Origin of the sequence: Granulosicoccus antarcticus IMCC3135 (genome assembly GCF_002215215.1) — a bacterium.
Classification (GTDB): Bacteria; Pseudomonadota; Gammaproteobacteria; order Granulosicoccales; family Granulosicoccaceae; genus Granulosicoccus; species Granulosicoccus antarcticus.
In genome coordinates this window covers 4,744,994-4,763,935 of record NZ_CP018632.1, presented here as the reverse complement: position 1 = coordinate 4,763,935, position 18,942 = coordinate 4,744,994, and the positions used below count along the sequence as shown (strand labels likewise).

The window sequence follows — 18,942 nt, the reverse complement described above, 5'->3', positions numbered from 1 at the left end:
AGTGTGAATAAGACATGTCTGTACGAATATTCTTGTCAGGTCTCTCTGTGCTTTCCTTGTTGATGGTTGTTTATCACGAAGGGCAGTCTGCAGATTCAATTAGCGAATCATCAATTAGTGCAGATATTGATAGTGAGTTTGACTCCTACGCCTCCCGCGAGCAGATAAAACTGAAGAAAGAGCTTGAAAAATACCTGAAGGCAAAGCCAGGTGAATTTGAAGTGCAACTGTCTCAGGCAAAAGTGTTGTTTGATCAACAACAATACGAAGAGGCAGACGCGTTGATTCAATCCACAAGGGAGCAGTTTCCAGATCAACCTGATTTACTTGCCTATCATGCAGAAATCATCGCATCAATGAACAACGGTTCATTTGCGGGAAAGGCGTTCGATCTATTAGGCCGTTCACTTGATATAGACAATAAACACAAGCCGAGCTTATGGATGATGGCTTTGGTCAATCAACAGTCTGGAAATGATGAGGCTGCTGTCATCCTGTTTGAATTGCTAAAACGCGAAATTCCACCGGATAGCAACTCTATTGAGCTAATTGATGCGGCTATAGCGTTTTCGGTAACTCGAGTTGACACAAGGTCCGAAAGTGACGCTGCGAATGACATGGTAGCTGACGTGGATAGTACTCGCGATAATACGTCTGTCAATCCGGAGTTAAGTTTATATATTACGCTTGACCCAGAAATATCGAGTACATTTTCACCTGATGATGTCGTTTATGTTTACGCACAGGCTGCGGGTGAGTCAGCTATGCCGCTAGCTGTTACCCGTCGTCAAATTTCGGACTTTCCTACCACGGTCAAACTTGATGATTCTATGGCGATGATGCCTGATCAGAGTCTCAGCTCCAGTGCAATGGTGACTGTTGGTGCCAGGGCATCACGCTCAGGTACTGCAATGCCTCTTGCGGGTGATTGGGAGGTAAAGCTGTATGAAGTGCCTGTGGATACATCGGAAGTCATCCCGCTCAACATCCAATATGAGTTGAAATAAACACAGGCGTTAATCACCAAAAGCGCAAGCCTTTCCTAACGCAACGCAGCAACCCTGGATGCGTCTTTAACTACAAGATATGTTGGGATTTCGAGCTTGCTAGTGACATTATCCTGATCTGAAATAAACAGAAATTCTCCAGATTCATGTCCTGCAAATTGCATGGGTGAGTATTGAGGATTTTGTTCGAGACCCAGTCGGGTGGCTTCTGCCTTCACTCTCTCCTGTACCCTCAAGAAAAGTTTGTAGGTGGACACTACTGGCTCATCGGATGTTTCCAGCTCGTTCAGGAAGGCTGCTGAGAATATTGAATGCTGAGATGAACCACCGACGCTATCCAATACGGGTTTCAAGCCCCCAGATGTAAATACCGTCCGTACTTTTGCACTGGCAATCGTTTCATACCAATTATGTTTTTGTTGTGTCGTTAGTCCTTTTCCCAGTCGGGATAGTGATGTTCTGGAAAGCGTGCCGGAATAGCAGGAATCCGCGATGACAATGATATGTTTAGCGTTTATCGTTTCTACATACTTGGTGATCGTGGAGTTTGGTATCCAGTTCACATCGCTATCGGGTTCGGCATCAACTGGCAGCCAATATCCGGTCTCGTTCGCAAGCTCGCCATGCCCCGCGTAGTAGATGAGAAGATTGTCCTCAGAGGTCAGATTCTCTCGCATGCTGTTGAGCGCGCTGAGCATATCGTAACGTGTGGCATTCAATAGCAACTTTGTCTTGAACCCGTACTTTTCTCTTAACAATGCTTCTACCGCAATGGCGTCATTTTCTGCCGTCTTGAGGTTCTGAAGATTCTCGAAACGATTGTTGCCGATGATGAGTGCATGGAAATTGCCAAACTCTATACCTGATATATCCGAGCTTGGTTGTTCGGCGGTAGTGTTCGCACTTCTCATTTGTGAGAGTTGCAGCTCCAGATCAGTTCGTTCACCTGCATCATCAATAGCGACCATTCGGAGAGAAGGCGATGAGACGTCAGCTGGGTATTTGAATACGCCATTGTCATTAAGATCAACAGAGGTGCTATCGATCTTGAAGCTGAGAATGTTATTTGATGGGGAAATTTTACCAATAACATCAAATGACTTTGCGGCATTGCTCAGAATCTTCATAGCGGGACCACCACGGGTTATCGTGATGTCGGGTTCGATGATTTCGATAATAGGTCCGGCATTTACAATCTGTGGTACTTGTTCGATTGCTGGCTTGTCGGCCTGAGCCTGGGCCTTGGTAACTTCCGACTGCAGCTTGTTTATTTCAGATTCCTGAGTAGAAATCATTTGTTGCTGCTGCACGAGATCGGATTCAAGGCTTGCAAGTTTTAATTGCGCATCGATTCTTTCGTCTTGAGCACGGTTAAGTTCGCCTTTGACGGCAACCACTTCATTCTCTGCCTCTTTGAGTTGCGCCTGATACTGCTGCTGTTGAGCCATTAACTGCTGTTGCAGGCTCTCTGCCACATCACTACTGCTCTCAAGTTGTCGCTTGAGCAATGCTTCTGTCTGATCAGCTGCTGCCAGTTGGTTTTCAAGAGTGCGAGATTCGCCCGTCTGCTTGCCTCTCAAGTTTTCAACTTCTTGCTGCAGTGCTGCAAAAGTTTCACGTTCAGTATTCAGTGTCTCTTGAAGATCCTTGTTATCAGCTCGTGCCAGGAGCGTCGAGTTGATTGAGGATTCTCGAACTCGTTGCAACTCCTCTTGCAATTGCGCTATTTGCGTTTGCTGGGTGCCCAGGTTGCTGTCCTTGGCAGAGAGTGCACTCACAGATTCTTCATACCTTGTAGACAGGGATGCAATCAACATCTCCTGTTGGGCTATCTCTCCCTTTAACAACTTATTCTGTGCTTCAGAGTCAACTGCACGAACACGCATCAACTCCAAGTCCGACAGTAATTGTTTCTGCTGTCGTTCAGTACCTTCGATTTGCAATGCCAGTGTCGATTGTTGTTGAGCTAGCTGCTGCTGCAATTGTGCAAATTGTGCCGGTTGGGAAGTATTGCTTTTGCCACCTTGCTCAATCTGGATTCTGGCTTGCTCCAGTTGAGAATTGGAACGTTGTAGTTGACTCTGTAATTGTTGCGCTTGTTGTGTCTGTTCCTGTAGCTGAGCTGTGATTTGACGCTGCAGTCTGGCTTTGTCAATCTGTTCATCTGCCAGTGATGATCCGAGTCTGTCAAGTTCGGTTTTCAGGGATTCTTCCAGTTGTATCGCCGCAGCAATCTGTTGAGTGAATTCTGTGTTTTGCTGTTGCAGAACAGTGTTGGCTCTGGCAAGTTCTGGGCTGGGTGTTCCTAGTCGACCTTGGGTGTTTTCCAGTCCAGCCTGTGTCACTGACAACTCACGCACAGCATTGTTGAGTTGTCGTTTGAGCTGTTCGACTTCAGACTGACGGGTGTTGATCTGTGCTGTTAGTTCGTTCTTCAATTGTGCAGCGGATAGCTGTGTGTCAGCGACATTTCCGGACAAGCGAGAAAGCTCGCCTTTGAGTGACAACTCTCTGGATTCAGCGTTGGCTATCTGATTTTGTAGCAGCGTGGATTTTTGAGCAAGTGTACGCTGCAAGTTGTCTGTTTTTGAGGCTTCCTTTTCAAACGCCTGTTGTGCATTAGTCAGTCTGCTTTGCAACTGAAGCATTTGTGCAGAGCTGTCTCCACCTGAGAGTGAGGCTGATTCGAGCTTTGATATCTTTTGTTTTTGAGCCAACAGGTTTTCGTTGGCTGCGTTCAATTCCTTGTTGCTGGCATTGAATTTCTGTCGCAGACTGTCTGTGCTTGCTTGTTGCTCCCGCAAGTTGCCTAGCAGTTCTGCCTTTTCAGATTCGGTCGTGGAGAGTTGCAGATTAAGCGTATCAAGTTGTTCCAAAGCTGTGACCAGTTTCTCACTGCTTTGATTGATGCTCGTCGAACTTGTGGTGCTGACTCCTAATTCGAGTACGCGTTTTCGTTGTTGTGCGGTTTCATCGGCCAAGGCATTGATATTGTTTTGCTGGGTTCGAAGCTCGACTTGTCGATTGCGCAACTCGGTATTTTTTATTTCCAGTTGTGCAACAGTCTGGTTAAGCCGCTCTATATCCTGTTCTCGGGACACCAGATCGAGTGTTTGCTGTTTTCGATTTGCAACCTGCAATGCCGTTGTGTACTCAAGACTCCCTTCGTCGAATCCAGCCGCTTCGCGATAGTAGTTCATCGCCTTGACCAGATCTTGCGGCACACCGATTCCGCTTTCGTATAAATATCCGAGATTTACTTGAGCGCGTGAAAACCGTTGATCGGCAGCTTTTTGATACCAACTTGCAGCAACAACCGGATCGGCCTGCAATCCCAGACCTTTTTCGAATATTTCTCCGACATAAGTTTGTGCTTCAGGGTCGCCCGATTCAGCCTTGGGCAACCAGATTTTCAACGATGTAGAGAAATTTGCTCGATCGTAGGCAACGTATTCACCACCGCGGATCTCACATTCGGAAGTCGGAACCTTGACCGGGCGGCGAGGGGTAAGGTAGGTGATGGATCGTCCCAGTCTGCGCAGCTGTCCTGGCAAAAGACAATCTACAATCAACAAGCGGTCTGCGTCTCGCGAGAGGGGGGCGGAATCTGGTGGCACTGCGTTGGTCGCACAACCCACCACAAATACAGTGACTGACGTGACAAGAAACACACCGCTCTTGTACAGGGCATCAAGTATTTTTTGACAAAATAAACAAGTCCTCATACTCGACATATCATTCCACCTCGATCGACGGTATCACGTACTATAAATAGAGAGCAAGAAATCAGACTTTCATGCCAATCGACATACGTCAATTATTTAACCAAGTAATTGTCAAAAATGGCTCGATAGTTCAGCATATTTCGGTTAGTTGAATTATAAGGCAATAAGCTGGGCGTAAAATTACCGAGCATGAAATATGTGTCTTTCCTCTACCATAGAGTAGCTTGGAGTTGAACACGGAGTTATTGAATGAGACTCAATTATGATTTAAAGGCGTACTGCCTATGTGCCATGTTTGGAGTTTTGGTGCCGTGTTCCAATGCTGCTGCAAGCTCTGTTGAGATACTTGTTGACGCGGCACTAGACGAAAGTTCACTACGCACAGCTAACGAAGTAGCCTTACAAGTTGCAGGCGCTGCTGGTGATGAAAACTCCGTTGGTGTCGTGATCTTTGATGAGGTGTTCCAGCGAAGTACAGACCTGACTGTTGCTGATGACGCTCATCTGGAACGAATAAGCCAGGTGTTTTCCAATGTTAAGCCCAGTGAATTCAGTAATATTGCCGTCGGGATCGAGAAAGGCATTAGCGAACTGAGCACAGAAGGTGGAGTGTTACTGGTGTTTGGTAACAGTGATATTTTACTTGCCGATGCAAATGCGGTCGCCAAGTATTCTGACTGGTTGGAACTCGTGTTGTTGCCCGATGCGGCCAGTAAGTCCATTGCCATTATTCTGGCAGTGCCGCAAAATGCTCCGCCATCCGCGTTAAGTCCAATCATTCAAGGGTTTGCGAACAACAAGGTTATTACTTTCAGCGATGCATCTGATGCTATCAATCAACTCTCTTTAGTGCTGCCTTTCACGCTTCCGGGTGATACACAGGAGTTGCCGGTCGCAGTGCTCTCTGATCAACCAACGGCGGTCAGTTCAATTCTGTTGCCTGAACAGAGGCAGGAAGACAAGAAGGGGGTAGGTATTCCTGTACTTCTGACAATTGTGGCGCTTTTGGTCTTAGTGGTCGGGGCGATCATAATATTTATGCTTAAACGTAGGCGTAACAGTAAGCATGAGGTGATAGACGATAGGGGCGCGTCGGTTACTAAAGAATCATTGAGCCGGTACCTGGCACCGAAGCAGGGTAATACAATCGTGCGGACAGCGCGTGCCAGCGAAGCTGATTCAGATTCCACTCTGCTCATACCGCATACAGATGAATCACAGGGGATCTCCGGTTCTGACTTGCTTACTGACGATATGGAGTCAGAACTTGACGTTACTGCTCCTCGAAAACCTGTCATGAGCAACAAGAAAGCACAGCTAGAAAGTAACGATGCCACAGTACAACGAATAGGCATTGCGTCCGAAGACTCATTGATTACCTGTGAAACGGGTGTCATAGATGAGCTTGAAGAACTAAGGAATATTACTCAGCTTAAACACAAGACACAGAATTAGAGCATTCTTTGCCCTGGACCAGATTGGGCAAAGCAAGCGCGGCGATGTACTTGCTTATCTCCACATGTCAGCAAACGGCGAGCCTACTCTTTCTCTACGACTAATGGAATGAACTTATCCTTTAGTCTAGGCGAGTGAGTCATAAGTGTGATCTGGGAATGATTGAGTCAGGCAGGTTGGAATTTGTCGACCTCAGGAGCTGTCACTTCTGATGAGGGTGTCGATAATGATGGCAACGTGTATCCAGAAAATGTGACGCACAAAGCATATGCGTCAGGCTGTCAAAAAACATTCACACTTGAAACAGTGAACTCACGCACTTGAATACCTCGTTGAGTGTTGCGCCTTTAGGCTAGTTTATGAGTGCAGGCTTCGACGTTTCAGTCAACAATGTTGAATGAATTGGATAGCAGGAAACTGCCTAAACGACTGTAAAAATAGGAATAAACGTTTTATTCATGCTCCATATAAAGTTTGTTTGTCGAGCCGTTTGATTCGGAAATACATAAGTGTGACCATTTGTATATATTTTGAAAGTGTTTGATAATGCCAAACAACGTGACATTGCTTCCATTGCCTGAAAGTGCGTCAAAGCCAGTCAATTCGTAATGGATTCGAGTTGCACTATTAGCTCTGATCATGTGCGGTTATGGGGTAGTAGCAAGTGTTTGAATAACTGCGCCTTTTTCTAACGCTATCTATATTGAAGAGTGGAGAACATTCGTATGATTCGAGTCGAGTACAGCCGGGATTTACACTTGGCCCCGGGAATCATCAAAACAGGTTCAATATTTTGTCTGTTCGTAACCACTCTCGGTGGAGGCCTTGTCTATGCGCAGGACTTTGAGCCCTCGACTAGCCTTGGAAGAACAGACGGGTTTACAGAGTTGCAACAGCGTACTGGCGATGCGATACAAACAGTCTGTGGTGCCTTTATCAATGCCAGCCAGGATCCTGATGGTGGAATTGATAATTCACGAAACGATGTTGCCCAGCAACAAGTACTCTTCGACAAATGCGGGGAGATGGTACACACCGCTAATGTACTGGCAGGCGCTGAGCCAGGTTCGGCTGGTACGGCTAAAGATCTGGGTATAACAGCTGACGAATTAGGCGCAGCAGTACAGAATGCCGCAGCTGAAGAGGTCGCAGCGGCAGGTAGTCTGGCCACCGAATCGGTTGCAAGGCAGTCTTCGACTGTTGGTCGCCGTTTGTCGAGCTTGCTGTCGAGGGTTTCATCGTTACAACTCAGCAGCGCGAACATGACAGGAGCAGGGGGCATGATCGCTGCGGGTAGTCTGGCAACGGATTCTCTTGTTGGCGGTGCAGCAGCAGCGGACGATGCATTGGCCAGCCCTTTTGGCTTTTATGTCAATGGGCTTGGAGCCAGATCAGATAAAGATGCAACAGAAGGTGAGGATGGTTTTGAAGCAAGTTCCACCGGTTTATCCCTGGGATTCGACTACTTGATTACCCCGACTATCGTGGGCGGAGTGAATCTTGGTTATACATCGTCAACAACAGATTTTGATACAACGCTCGACGTTGATGGCGGTGATCTGGAGTCAGAACAAATCAACATCAGCGGCTATGGCATGTGGTTCTCAGATTCTGCCTACGTTGATGTGATTGCTGGATTCAGTTCAGGTAGCTTCGACATGACTCGTCGAATTGTCATCAACGGTGCGGAAGGTGCGACGGACAATAGTCAACCTGATAATCCTCAAGCCAATGATGGCGTGAATGATACGGTGCGTGCAGAGACGGATAGTTCGGCATTCAGATTTGGAGTTGGTGGTGGCTACGAATTCAGATCGGGCGGATTGTCCTTTGCACCCTATGGCCGCATCTCATTGCTGTCAGTAGATCTGGATGCGTATCAGGAGACGGGCGACTCTGCCTTGAAGTTAAGCGTCAATAAGCAAAGCATAGAATCACTGACTGGGGCTGTCGGCTTCAGATTGTCAAAAACATTCAGCACTTCAAAGGCAATCATTTCACCGCAGTTAAGCGTCGAGTTGATTCATGAGTTCGATGATGATAGCCGGCAGATCGTATCTACTTATGTGCATGATCCTCGGAACACACAGCTGATAGTGGTGACCGACAGTCCTGATCGAAATTACTACACCATTGGAGCAGGCGCATCTGCGGTTCTGCAAGGTGGCACTCAGCTCTATACGGAGATTCGTTCTCTGCAAAGCCTGGAAGACTTGAAAGAGCTGTCGATCGCAGCAGGCATCAGATTCGAGTTCATGTAGTCAAAAGCTGTTTGCAATATGCTTACTGAAACCCCATCGATACCAGGCTACATCATTGATGAAAACAAATTGCTTGGTGAGGGTGGGTTTGCAAAGGTTTATCTGGCTCAACACATAAGCCTGCAGATCAATGTTGCGCTCAAGATCATGGACGCAAAGTTGGCAGATGATGATGATTTCTGCAAACGATTTTTAAAAGAGGCGCGAACATGCGCCAATCTTGACAACCATCCCAATATTATTCATATCTATGATGTGGGTTGCATAGGAGATATGTACTATATCGCTATGCAATACCTCTCAGGCCCCAACCTGAGGGACATTCTTGATTCTGGAAATCCCTACAACCATCCGCTTGAAATATTACTACCGATTGTTGATGCACTTGGTTATGCGCACGAAAGTGGTGTAATCCATCGTGACGTCAAACCAGCCAATATCTTGTTCAACGAATCAGGTCGTGCGATGCTCGCTGACTTCGGTATCGCGAAATCACTTAACGAGAAAACACAGCTAACAGTGGCGGGTGCGGCTATTGGAACTGCTGCCTACATGAGCCCTGAGCAGGCCAAAGGGCTTGCAGAAATAGATGGCAGGTCTGATCTTTACAGTATTGGTGTTCTGCTTTTTGAAATGCTCAGTGGAGAGCGGCCTTATAAATCCACTGATCCAATGGGGTTGATGCTACAACACGTCAATGACCCCATCCCACTGTTGCCAGATAGCGAGAGTGCTTATCAGCCATTGATATCGCGCCTTATGGCAAAAGAGCCTGATGATCGGTATCAGGATCACCATGCCGTTCTGGCAGATATGAATGCACTGCTTGCTGTATCACCAGAACCAGAGAATACAGGCACAAAAAAGCTGTGGCTCGGTGGTGCACTGATAGCACTTGTTATTGCATTGGGTGCCGGGTGGTCGTTCATCGATAAGAATGGTAATGCGGTACCAGAAACAGCTCTTTCAATTGGCAAACCGGAGTTGGACGAGACGCTACCCGCAGAGCCGTCACCTGTGGAGCCGTTAGCCGTTGAGGTACCTGAGCTCAGTGAAGATTCACCTAAAATCCAGCGACTGCTGAAACTGGCCCAAATGCACGAGGTCTCCAATGAGCTGACTGAACCTCCAGGCTCTAACGCTCTGGAGCTTTATGAAACCATACTGCGAGAAGATCCAGATCACCCATTGGCGCGCCAGCGCAGGGATGAGATAAAGAAGTCGAGTGGTAACTGATCATGACCGTCGTTTGTAGGCGACGGCGAGTAGTTAGCTTCGGTTCAGTTGCTGAAACGGCACCTGCTGGCTGCAGAGGCAAGTGCCGTCTTGTTTCAGGTTTTCTAAAGGTTTTCTTGTCAGACTATGCCACCACCTGCGCCACTGACTGCGGGTCGTAGTTTTGCCACCTTGGACCGGTAGCCGGCTTCACGATACGCTGCTACGGGGTTGATAGCCCCTCCCATGTTTTGACGGGCACGCTGAAGCAGGGGCTCTACGTTAGTCCGGAAAGCCCGCTTGAGTGTTTCACTGGCCATCAGTGCATCATTGTTTTCCTGATGGAACGCCAGGGCTTCACGATCTACCAACAAGGCCTGCACATAGGCTCGTTGAACTTCCAGAGCACTGCTCATGAGGCTTTCGATAGGGTCGGTGACATTATGTGATTGATCCAGCATATAGGCTGGATTGAATGACTCTGGTTGACGCTGCTCAATGTCCACCAACTCATTGAAGACAAGGAACAATCGATAAGGATCAATGGAACCGGAGTCCAGATCGTCATCTCCATATTTGGAATCGTTGAAGTGGAAGCCACCTAATTTTCCAAAATGAGCCAGACGAGACACGATCATTTCTATATTCACATTGGGGGCATGGTGTCCCAGATCAACCAGGCAGGAGGCTTGTGGTCCCAGCTCCTTGGCAATCAGGTAATTGCTGCCCCAATCCTGCACGACAGTGGAGTAGAAGGCAGGTTCGTACATCTTGTGTTCAGTGAACAGACGCCAGTGAGAAGGTAGCCCTGCATACACCTGGCGCATGCCATCCAGGTAGCGATCCAGCTGCCGACCCATATGGGTTTGTCCCGGAAAGTTCGAACCATCACCGACCCATACAGTCAGTGCATCAGAACCGATCGCCTCACCTATTTCGATGCAGCGCAGATTATGCTCGACCGCTTGAGCCCGTGTAGCTGCATCGGTATGCGACAAGGAGCCGTATTTGTAGGAATGTTTCTGGTCAGGTTGGTCCTGAAAGGTATTCGAGTTCATGGCATCAAAACTCAAGCCCAGCGACTGTGCCTTGTCTTTCATCTCGGTGGGGTTTTCGTCATCCCACGGAATATGCAATGAGACTTTGGGAGTCGCGCGACACAGTTGTTGGATAACGCCGCAATCCTCCAGCTTGTCGAATACATGGCGAGGCTCGCCGGGTCCCGGAAAACGTGCGAAGCGTGTGCCACCGGTGCCCACACCCCACGAGGGTATGGCGATACCGAACTGGGCTGCTGTATTGCATAACTGGTCTATGTCGTGGCCCTGGCGCTGGAGTTGTTCACCCAGCGCGGCATAGTCGGTATCCAGATCAGCACTGAGTTTGCTGTTTTCATCAGCCAGCAAAGCTGCATCGATCAATGGGTTCATATTCTTGATGCTCCGCCGTTATCGAGTGAAAGACTGCACGTTGCCGGCATCGACATTGATGATATTGCCGGTGGATTTCAGCGATGCATCGCTGGCGAGAAAATAGCTGGCTTCGGCGATATCTTCGGGCAGAACATCGCGTTTGAGCAATGAACGTTCACGGTAATGAGCTTGTAGGTCCGAACTGTCTTTGCCGTAGGCATCGGCACGTTGCTTCAGCCAGTCGCCAGACCAGATCTTGGAGCCTTGCAGGACGGCATCAGGGTTGACTACGTTGACACGGATGCCTGCGCCTGCACCTTCCAGGGCAAGACAGCGAGCAAGGTGTACTTCTGCAGCCTTGGCTGTGCAATAGGCTGAAGCACCCGGGGAGGCTGCCAGTGCATTCTTGGAGGCGATAAAGACAACGGCACCGCCCATGTTCTGGCGGCGCATCAGACGAAAACTCTCCCGGGAGACCAGAAAGTAGCCGGTCGACAGGACATCCATATTTTTGTTCCACAATGCCAGGCTGGTGTCCTCGACAGCTGCCGAGGTGGCGATGCCGGCATTGGAGACGAGTATGTCAATACCACCGTATTGATTCGCGGTTTTAGAAAATGCATCGGCTACCTGCGTCTCACTGGTCACATCCATCAGCACCTGGCGCACAACATCTGAGCCATATCGCTCTGACAGGTGTGCACAACTCTGCTCAAGCAGCTCCTTGTCGATATCTGCCAGGACGACACAGGCGCCTTCCCTCAGGAATCTTTCCGCTGTGGCTGAACCGATACCACCGGCCCCTCCGGTCACCAGAGCAATGCGTCCAGCCAGGCTCTTGGGCTTGGGCATACGCTGTAATTTGGCCTCTTCCAACAACCAGTACTCAATGTCAAAGGCTTCCTGCTCGGGCAATCCCTGGTAGGTGGAAACGGCAGAAGAGCCTCGCATGACGTTGATGGCGTTGGTATAGAACTCACCGGATATTCTTGCAGTCGCTTTGTCTTTTGCGAAGGTGATCATGCCGACACCGGGTATCAGGTAGACCACCGCATTTGGATCTCGCATGGCAGGGCTATCAGCGTGTTTGCATCGGTCATAGTAGGCAGCGTATTCCTGACGATAGCTTTCAATCGCCTGCGGTAGTTGTTCCTTTGTGTTCTCGATGTCAGGTTTATGAGCATCAAAGCCGACAATCAATGGCCGTATCTTGGTTCGAAGAAAGTGATCCGGGCAACTTGTACCCAGTGCCGCCAGGGATGTCAGCTGTTTGGAGCAGACAAATTCAAGCACGGTATCGCTGTCGTCAAAATGGCCAATCTTGTATTCATCTGTGCTGATGAGTCCACGAATTTCGGGCATGAGTTTCGAGGCAACAGACTGACGTTCTTCGGCAGAGAGCACCTGACACTCAGAGCCACCAAATGCTGCGCTGTCTGCAGTCTGTTCATCTAGCCAGACGATGGCCTTGTTGATTATATCAAGCGTCACCGCATAGCATTCCGCAGCCGAATCAGCCCAGGTAAACAGACCATGGCTGCCCAGAATGACACCACGAGCCTTGGGGTTTTCCAGGCAGAACTTCTCGAGCCACAAGCCCAATTCGTAGCCTGGGCGTTTCCACGGCAACCAGCCAATGTCGTCGCCGAAGATAGACTGAGTCAACTTTTGGCTGTCAGCTGCAGCGGCGATGGCAATAATGGCATCGGGGTGCATATGATCGACATGAGTTTTGGGAACATAGGCGTGCAGAGGCGTGTCAATGGAAGCTGCGCGCGTATTGAGATTGAATGTGCAATGAGGCAGGTAGGCGACCATCTCGTCCTCATGTGCTTCGCCACGATACAAATCCTTCAACGCATTCAGTTTGCTTTGATACAGCGTGGCAAAGCCATCCAGAGCCATCGTGCCTACATCGCCACCAGAGCCCTTGACCCATAACACTTCAACCTCATCGCCTGACAAGGGGTCTGCGGTCATGACCTTGGCTGAGGTGTTGCCACCCCCGTAGTTGGTGATGCGTTTGTCTGCGCCCAACAAGTTAGAGCGATACAGCAATCTGCCGGGCTCATCCATAGTGGCTGCATGTGGCTCGTTCCATTGACTTTGCAATAAACCAGATGTGTGACGACTGCTCATGAGAACGATTCCTGAATTTGACGAATGAGAATAATGTCGTCAAAAACGATCTTAGTCAATCAAGAATTGGTAAAAATGATCGAATTAATGAAAATATGATCGGTTGTGATTGAAAATGATTGACACTTATGAGCTCGTAGGTATCATGTGTTGTGATTCAGGAGCAAATATATGCATGAACGAGAGCGACAGAAGATCATTTTGTCTGTCATACAAGAAAGGCCGGTTGCCACAGTGGCAGAGTTGGTCGAACTGACGGATTCATCCGAGGCGACCATAAGGCGTGATATCGCGTCATTGCATCTGGAAAAGAAGCTCAAGCGGGTTCGAGGCGGAGCAGAAGCACTATTACCTCCGGCTCAGACAGGACTGGCAGGTCGACCATTCAGTGTCAACCAATCAATCAATGTTGTAGAGAAACGCGCCATCGCCCGTGAGGCAGCCGCGTTGTGTGTTGATGGGGAAGCTCTGATCATCAGTGGGGGAACAAGTACCTTTCAGATGGTGCACCTGTTGACCAGCAGGCGGTTACAGATCTGTACCAACTCATTCCCCATTGCCGAGCACCTGCTGCATAACTCCAAAAATCAGATAACGATGCCAGGGGGCACTATTTATCGTGAGCAGAACATCATTCTCAGTCCGTTCGAAAATGATGTGACCAAGAATTTTTATGCGCACCGGATGTTCATGGGTGTGCATAGCGTCGGCAGGATGGGGCTGATGGAGTCGGATCCTTTGGTGATACAGAGTGAGCTGAAGTTGATGGCTCAGACGGATGAGCTGGTGGTTCTGGCCGATGCCAGCAAATTCAAACGTCGCTCCAGTCAGCTGATCTGTTCCCTTGAGCGCATCGATGTCCTGATTACTGATGAAAGAATCGATGACGCCACTGTGAATATGCTGGAAAACGCAGATGTTCGCGTGATCGTGGCCACTCTCAAGAGTAGCTCAAATTCCCTGGCGGACGATACTTTGTCGGACGCTGGATAGGTAGACGGCCGAAGCGATTTGGCTCAACAGTAGTAACTGGAAAAACCAGTAGTAACCATAAAAACACCATAACGACAACCACGGCAGGAATAACATGAAAACACCATTTTCCAAAATACTGGCTGCGGGCGCTATAAGCCTGGGAATATGCGCCAGTCCGGCCCAGGCAGATGACATGCGCATTGCATTGGTCGTCAAGGCACTGGGTATCGGTTTCTTCGAAGCGGCTGCCAAGGGTGCCGAAGAGGCAGCGGCTGAGATGGGCGGGGTCGAGATCATCTATACCGGTCCGACGGATACGACAGCAGAAGGTCAGATTGAAGTGATCAACTCCCTGATCGCCCAGAAGGTGGATGCGATCGCCATTTCGGCCAATGATCAGGATGCCGTGGTACCTGCCTTGAAAAAGGCCATGGCTCGCGGCATCACTGTCGTGTCCTGGGACTCGGGCGTCGCACCAGAGGGTCGCATGATGCACTTGAACCCTTCTTCCAGTCCCTTGATCGGCAACATGATCATCAAGTTGGCAGCCGATCATCTACCCGAAGGTGGTGAGGTGGCCATTCTTTCGGCCACGGCCACCTCGACCAACCAGAACGTCTGGATAGACGAGATGAACAAGGTTATGGATAACTATCCAGGCATTGATGTGGTGACAACGGTTTACGGAGATGACCTGTCAGACAAGAGCTATCGTGAGGCACAAGGTCTTATGTCTTCGTATCCGAACCTCAAAGCCATTATTTCACCGACATCGGTAGGCATTGTTGCTGCAGCACAGGCAGTTTCTGATGCTGGCAAGGCTGGCGAGGTCAATGTCACGGGCCTGGGCCTGCCTTCGGAAATGGCCGCACATGTCGAATCCGGTGCCAGCAAGTCCTTTGCTATCTGGAATCCGATTGATCTGGGTTATGCGGCAACCATGATCGCCTACAACCTGGTCAAGGGTGAAGCGGTGGCCGAGGCGGGTAGCGAAATTGGTATGGGTCGCTTGGGTAACGTGACGCTGGATGATGATCGTGCAGGCGCCATGGCGGATCCGTTCGTGTATGACGCCTCTAACGTCAATGATTTCAAGGATATCTTCTAAGACGGTCTGCATCGCTGCAGTTTGAACGGACGGGTAGTGCTGTGCATGTCTTTGGCAGCACTGCCTGGATCCTTTTATATCAGATAGTTTCTGATACTCCTTACCCATAACTGTCGAGAGTCACGAATTGAATTCGGAATCTACAAGTACGCCCCCCCGCCAGTTCTATCCCTCGATGGAATCGTGAAACTGTTTCCCGGAGTCAAAGCACTCTCTGAGGTGTCGTTGAATCTGCATGCGGGAGAAGTCACGGCACTCGTTGGTGAGAACGGGGCGGGCAAATCAACCGTGGTCAAAATACTCACGGGCATCTATCAGCCTGATGGCGGTGTCATACGCATTGATGGGCAGGCGAGCGTGCTGGCGAATCCACATGCAGCGACTAAGGCGGGCATTACCGCTATTCACCAGGAAACCGTGCTGTTTGATGACCTGTCAGTTGCCGAGAATATATTCATTGGGCATGCACCTCGCAACCGTTGGGGGCTGGTTGACTGGAAGCAGATAAATGCTCAGGCGCAAGCACTGCTGGAAAAGGTCGGGGCCCATCTCGATCCGCAAACCACCTTGCGAGAACTGGGTATCGCAAGCAAACACCAGGTCGCGATTGCACGTGCGTTATCCGTCGATGCGCGAGTCGTGATCATGGATGAGCCAACGGCGGCTTTGTCGCACAAGGAAATTGAAGAGCTTTACGTTCTGGTAGATCTGTTGAAAGCCGATGGCAAGGCCATTCTGTTCATCAGTCACAAGTTCGATGAAATTTTCCGGATTGCTGATCGATACACTGTATTTCGTGATGGTTCGATGGCGGGCGAGGGTAAAATTTGCGATACCCACCCCAGCGAGCTGGTCGAGATGATGGTCGGTCGATCCGTGGAGAGCGTTTTCCCACCACGAATCAGTGAGCTGGGTGAGCAGGTCATGCAGGTTGAAGGGTTTACTCACCCCACCGAATTTGCTGACATCAGTTTTTCATTACGCCGAGGAGAAATTTTAGGGTTCTACGGTCTGGTGGGGGCGGGTCGCAGTGAGTGCATGCAGGCCTTGTTTGGCACAACGCGTATCAGTGAAGGCACGCTTACTCTGGATGGGCGTACCGTGAAATTGCAGAGCCCGGCGGATGCCATTCGAGAAGGTGTCGTCTACGTACCTGAAGATAGAGGCGGGCAAGGTGCTTTCACCGGACTGCCCATTGTGCAGAACGTCGCGTTGCCGTCATTGAAAAGTACTGCAAAACGCGGCTTTGTCCGAGTCGCCAGAGAGTATGAGTTGGCGCGTGAGTACACTCAGCGTCTGGAGCTCAAGGCGGCGGCACTGGATCAACCGGTCGGCCAGTTGTCCGGTGGTAATCAGCAGAAAGTGGTTATCGCCAAGTGGCTGGCGACCCAGCCCAAGGTCATCATTCTGGATGAGCCGACAAAAGGTATCGACATCGGTTCAAAGGCCGCTGTACACAGCTTTATGCGTGAGCTGGCCGCCAGGGGGCTGGCGGTCATCATGGTGTCCTCGGAAATACCCGAGGTCATGGGGATGTCCGACAGAATCATCGTGATGCGCGAGGGCCGGCGAGTGGCTGAGTTTGATCGTGAACAGGCAACGCCGGAAGCACTGGTACGTGCGGCGGCGGGTATAGAAGAGGAGGCAGCATGAAGTCTTTACGCATATCTCGTGATCTGATTCTGGCCGGTGCGTTGATACTGATCATCGGGCTTGTCTATCTTCGCTTCCCAGCCTTCATACGACCAGCGATGTTGTTGTCAGTTTTCAACGACACCTCGATATTGATCATTCTGGCATTAGGGCAGATGATTGTCATTCTGACGCGGTGCATCGATCTGTCCATGGCATCCAACCTGGCTTTGGTGGGTATGTTGTGTGCAATGCTCAACTCGGCGCTGCCTGGTATACCGATGCCGGTGCTGCTGCTGATGTCGGTCATGGTGGGTGCGCTTCTGGGCAGCCTCAATGGATTGCTGGTCTGGAAGCTGGACATACCGCCTATTGTGGTGACCCTGGGTACTCTCACCATTTTCAGGGGCATGATTTTTCTGGTCTCGCAAGGGCAGTGGGTCAACGCCCATGAAATGAGCGCAGCGTTCAAGGATTTGCCGCGCACGGTTGTGCTGGGATTACCGATGTTGTCCTGGTTTGCCATTGCCATCATTGCCATCGTGGCGCTCCTCATGCGACGCACTGCTCTGGGTCGAGCCTTTTACGCGGTGGGAGGTAACCCGAATGCAGCGGTCTACACGGGTATAGATGTGGGTAAGACACGCTTTATGGCCTTTGTCATTTCCGGGGCTGTTTCCGGCCTGGCAGGCTATTTGTGGGTTTCACGCTACGCGGTTGCCTATGTGGATATCGCCGGAGGCTTTGAGCTGGATATCGTGGCAGCGTGTGTGATCGGTGGCATATCCATCTCAGGCGGAATGGGAACGGTACTGGGTGCGGTGCTGGGTGCTCTGTTTCTGGGGGTTATCAAGAATGCCTTGCCTGTGATCGACATCTCTCCGTTCTGGCAGATGGCTATCTCCGGCTCGGCCATTATCGTGGCCATCATCTTCAACGCCCGTGCAGAACGCAAGCCGGGTCGAATCATACTTAAATCGGCGCAGAAAGCATGAAAGAGGCAACGGTAAAGTCGCAGTATTCCATGCCAGATCGCGGTAGCAGTGCACTGCGTAGAATCTTCTCCAGCTGGGAGACCTTGTTACTGGCTGTAGGCATATTGATTTTCTTTCTCAATACGCAAGCATCCCCGTACTTTCTGGATCCGTGGAATCTGTCGGATGCTACCTTCAACTTTACCGAAAAAGCGATGATCGCCTTTGCCATGGCCATGCTGATCATCGCCGGTGAGATCGATTTGTCGGTAGCTTCGATCATTGCCTTGTCCTCGACGGCCATGGGGTTTGCCGTTCAAATGGGTGCTGATACACCAACTCTGGTCGCCGTCGGCATTGGTGTCGGTGTCCTGTGTGGTGCGTTCAACGGGTTTCTGGTTGCGGTTCTGGGTCTGCCTTCCATCGTGATTACGATCGGAACCCTGTCCTTGTTCAGAGGCTTGGCTTTTATCGTGCTGGGAGACAAGTCCTATTCTGGCTATCCGGAGTCTTTCACCTTTTTTGGTCAAGGTTATGTCTGGTGGGTTATCACCTTCGAGATGGTGTTGTTTCTGCTCGCAGCTATTGTATTTTATGTGTTGTTGCATCGAACCTCCTTTGGCCGCGCAACAGTGGCTATCGGAAACAATCCGACGGCCGCTCTGTTTTCAGGAATTCGTGTCCCGCGCGTGAAGTTCATTCTGTTCTTGCTGACCGGGTTGATGGCAGGTATTGCAGCGGTCTGTCTGACCTCGCGACTGGGCTCTACACGGCCTTCCATTGCCGTGGGTTGGGAGCTTGAGATTGTCACCATGGTTGTGTTGGGGGGTGTCAGTATCCTGGGTGGCTCCGGCAGCATACTGGGCGTTTTCATTGCAGCGTTGGTTATGGGAATGGTTACCTTCGGCCTGGGATTGCTCAATGTGCCGGGCATCGTCATGTCGATTTTTGTCGGTTTGCTGCTCATCGGTGTTATTGCACTGCCCATTATCCTGCGCCGAACGAGCAATCGTCTGCGGCGCGCCGGGGCTCACTAGAT

The 18,942-nt window shown here is 50.1% G+C and carries 12 protein-coding genes; 9 read left to right on the top strand and 3 right to left on the bottom strand.

The features are described from left to right. Positions 1 to 14: 14 nt before the first annotated feature. On the top strand, positions 15 to 1,007 hold the full coding sequence (locus IMCC3135_RS20700; protein ID WP_088919327.1) for a tetratricopeptide repeat protein: 993 nt from the start codon (positions 15 to 17) through the stop codon (positions 1,005 to 1,007). Positions 1,008 to 1,042: 35 nt separating this feature from the next. Here the strand turns inward: IMCC3135_RS20700 and IMCC3135_RS20695 are convergent, their stop codons facing one another. Next, on the bottom strand, positions 1,043 to 4,582 hold the full coding sequence (locus IMCC3135_RS20695; protein WP_169727500.1) for a caspase family protein: 3,540 nt from the start codon (positions 4,580 to 4,582) through the stop codon (positions 1,043 to 1,045). A gap of 399 nt (positions 4,583 to 4,981) precedes the next feature. Here IMCC3135_RS20695 and IMCC3135_RS20690 point away from each other — a divergent pair, with 399 nt between their 5' ends. The 3 genes from IMCC3135_RS20690 (at position 4,982) to IMCC3135_RS20675 (ending at position 9,684) form a co-directional block, all read left to right on the top strand. Continuing rightward, positions 4,982 to 6,187, top strand: coding sequence for a hypothetical protein (locus IMCC3135_RS20690; protein WP_157736151.1), 1,206 nt, complete (start codon positions 4,982 to 4,984; stop codon positions 6,185 to 6,187). 725 nt (positions 6,188 to 6,912) lie between these two features. Next, positions 6,913 to 8,448, top strand: a complete 1,536-nt coding sequence (locus IMCC3135_RS20680; protein ID WP_088919323.1) for an autotransporter outer membrane beta-barrel domain-containing protein — start codon at positions 6,913 to 6,915, stop codon at positions 8,446 to 8,448. An 18-nt stretch (positions 8,449 to 8,466) separates the two neighbouring features. Next, positions 8,467 to 9,684, top strand: a complete 1,218-nt coding sequence (locus tag IMCC3135_RS20675; protein WP_088919322.1) for a serine/threonine-protein kinase — start codon at positions 8,467 to 8,469, stop codon at positions 9,682 to 9,684. 119 nt (positions 9,685 to 9,803) lie between these two features. Here IMCC3135_RS20675 and rhaI read toward each other — a convergent pair whose 3' ends face one another. Both rhaI and IMCC3135_RS20665 read right to left on the bottom strand, forming a co-directional pair. Next, the gene (gene rhaI / locus IMCC3135_RS20670) at positions 9,804 to 11,093 is read right to left on the bottom strand and encodes an L-rhamnose catabolism isomerase (protein ID WP_088919321.1); all 1,290 of its coding nucleotides are present in this window, start codon (positions 11,091 to 11,093) and stop codon (positions 9,804 to 9,806) included. Between the two features lie 18 nt (positions 11,094 to 11,111). Then, positions 11,112 to 13,214, bottom strand: coding sequence for a bifunctional rhamnulose-1-phosphate aldolase/short-chain dehydrogenase (locus tag IMCC3135_RS20665; RefSeq protein WP_088919320.1), 2,103 nt, complete (start codon positions 13,212 to 13,214; stop codon positions 11,112 to 11,114). A 171-nt stretch (positions 13,215 to 13,385) separates the two neighbouring features. Between IMCC3135_RS20665 and IMCC3135_RS20660 the strand changes: the two genes are divergently transcribed. From IMCC3135_RS20660 to IMCC3135_RS20640, 5 genes are all read left to right on the top strand, one after another. Then, positions 13,386 to 14,207, top strand: a complete 822-nt coding sequence (locus tag IMCC3135_RS20660; RefSeq protein WP_088919319.1) for a DeoR/GlpR family DNA-binding transcription regulator — start codon at positions 13,386 to 13,388, stop codon at positions 14,205 to 14,207. A 94-nt stretch (positions 14,208 to 14,301) separates the two neighbouring features. After that, positions 14,302 to 15,297 (top strand): rhamnose ABC transporter substrate-binding protein, encoded by a 996-nt coding sequence (gene rhaS / locus IMCC3135_RS20655; RefSeq protein WP_088919318.1) that lies wholly within the window; start codon positions 14,302 to 14,304, stop codon positions 15,295 to 15,297. Positions 15,298 to 15,480: 183 nt separating this feature from the next. After that, positions 15,481 to 16,950, top strand: coding sequence for a sugar ABC transporter ATP-binding protein (locus IMCC3135_RS20650; protein ID WP_205737643.1), 1,470 nt, complete (start codon positions 15,481 to 15,483; stop codon positions 16,948 to 16,950). After that, a complete protein-coding gene (locus tag IMCC3135_RS20645; RefSeq protein WP_088919316.1) occupies positions 16,947 to 17,924 on the top strand; it encodes an ABC transporter permease in 978 nt (325 codons plus the stop codon). Before IMCC3135_RS20650 ends, IMCC3135_RS20645 begins: the two co-directional genes overlap by 4 nt. Beyond that, on the top strand, positions 17,921 to 18,940 hold the full coding sequence (locus IMCC3135_RS20640) for an ABC transporter permease (RefSeq protein WP_088919315.1): 1,020 nt from the start codon (positions 17,921 to 17,923) through the stop codon (positions 18,938 to 18,940). The genes IMCC3135_RS20645 and IMCC3135_RS20640 overlap by 4 nt, the downstream gene beginning before the upstream one ends. The last annotated feature ends 2 nt before the right edge of the window (positions 18,941 to 18,942 follow it).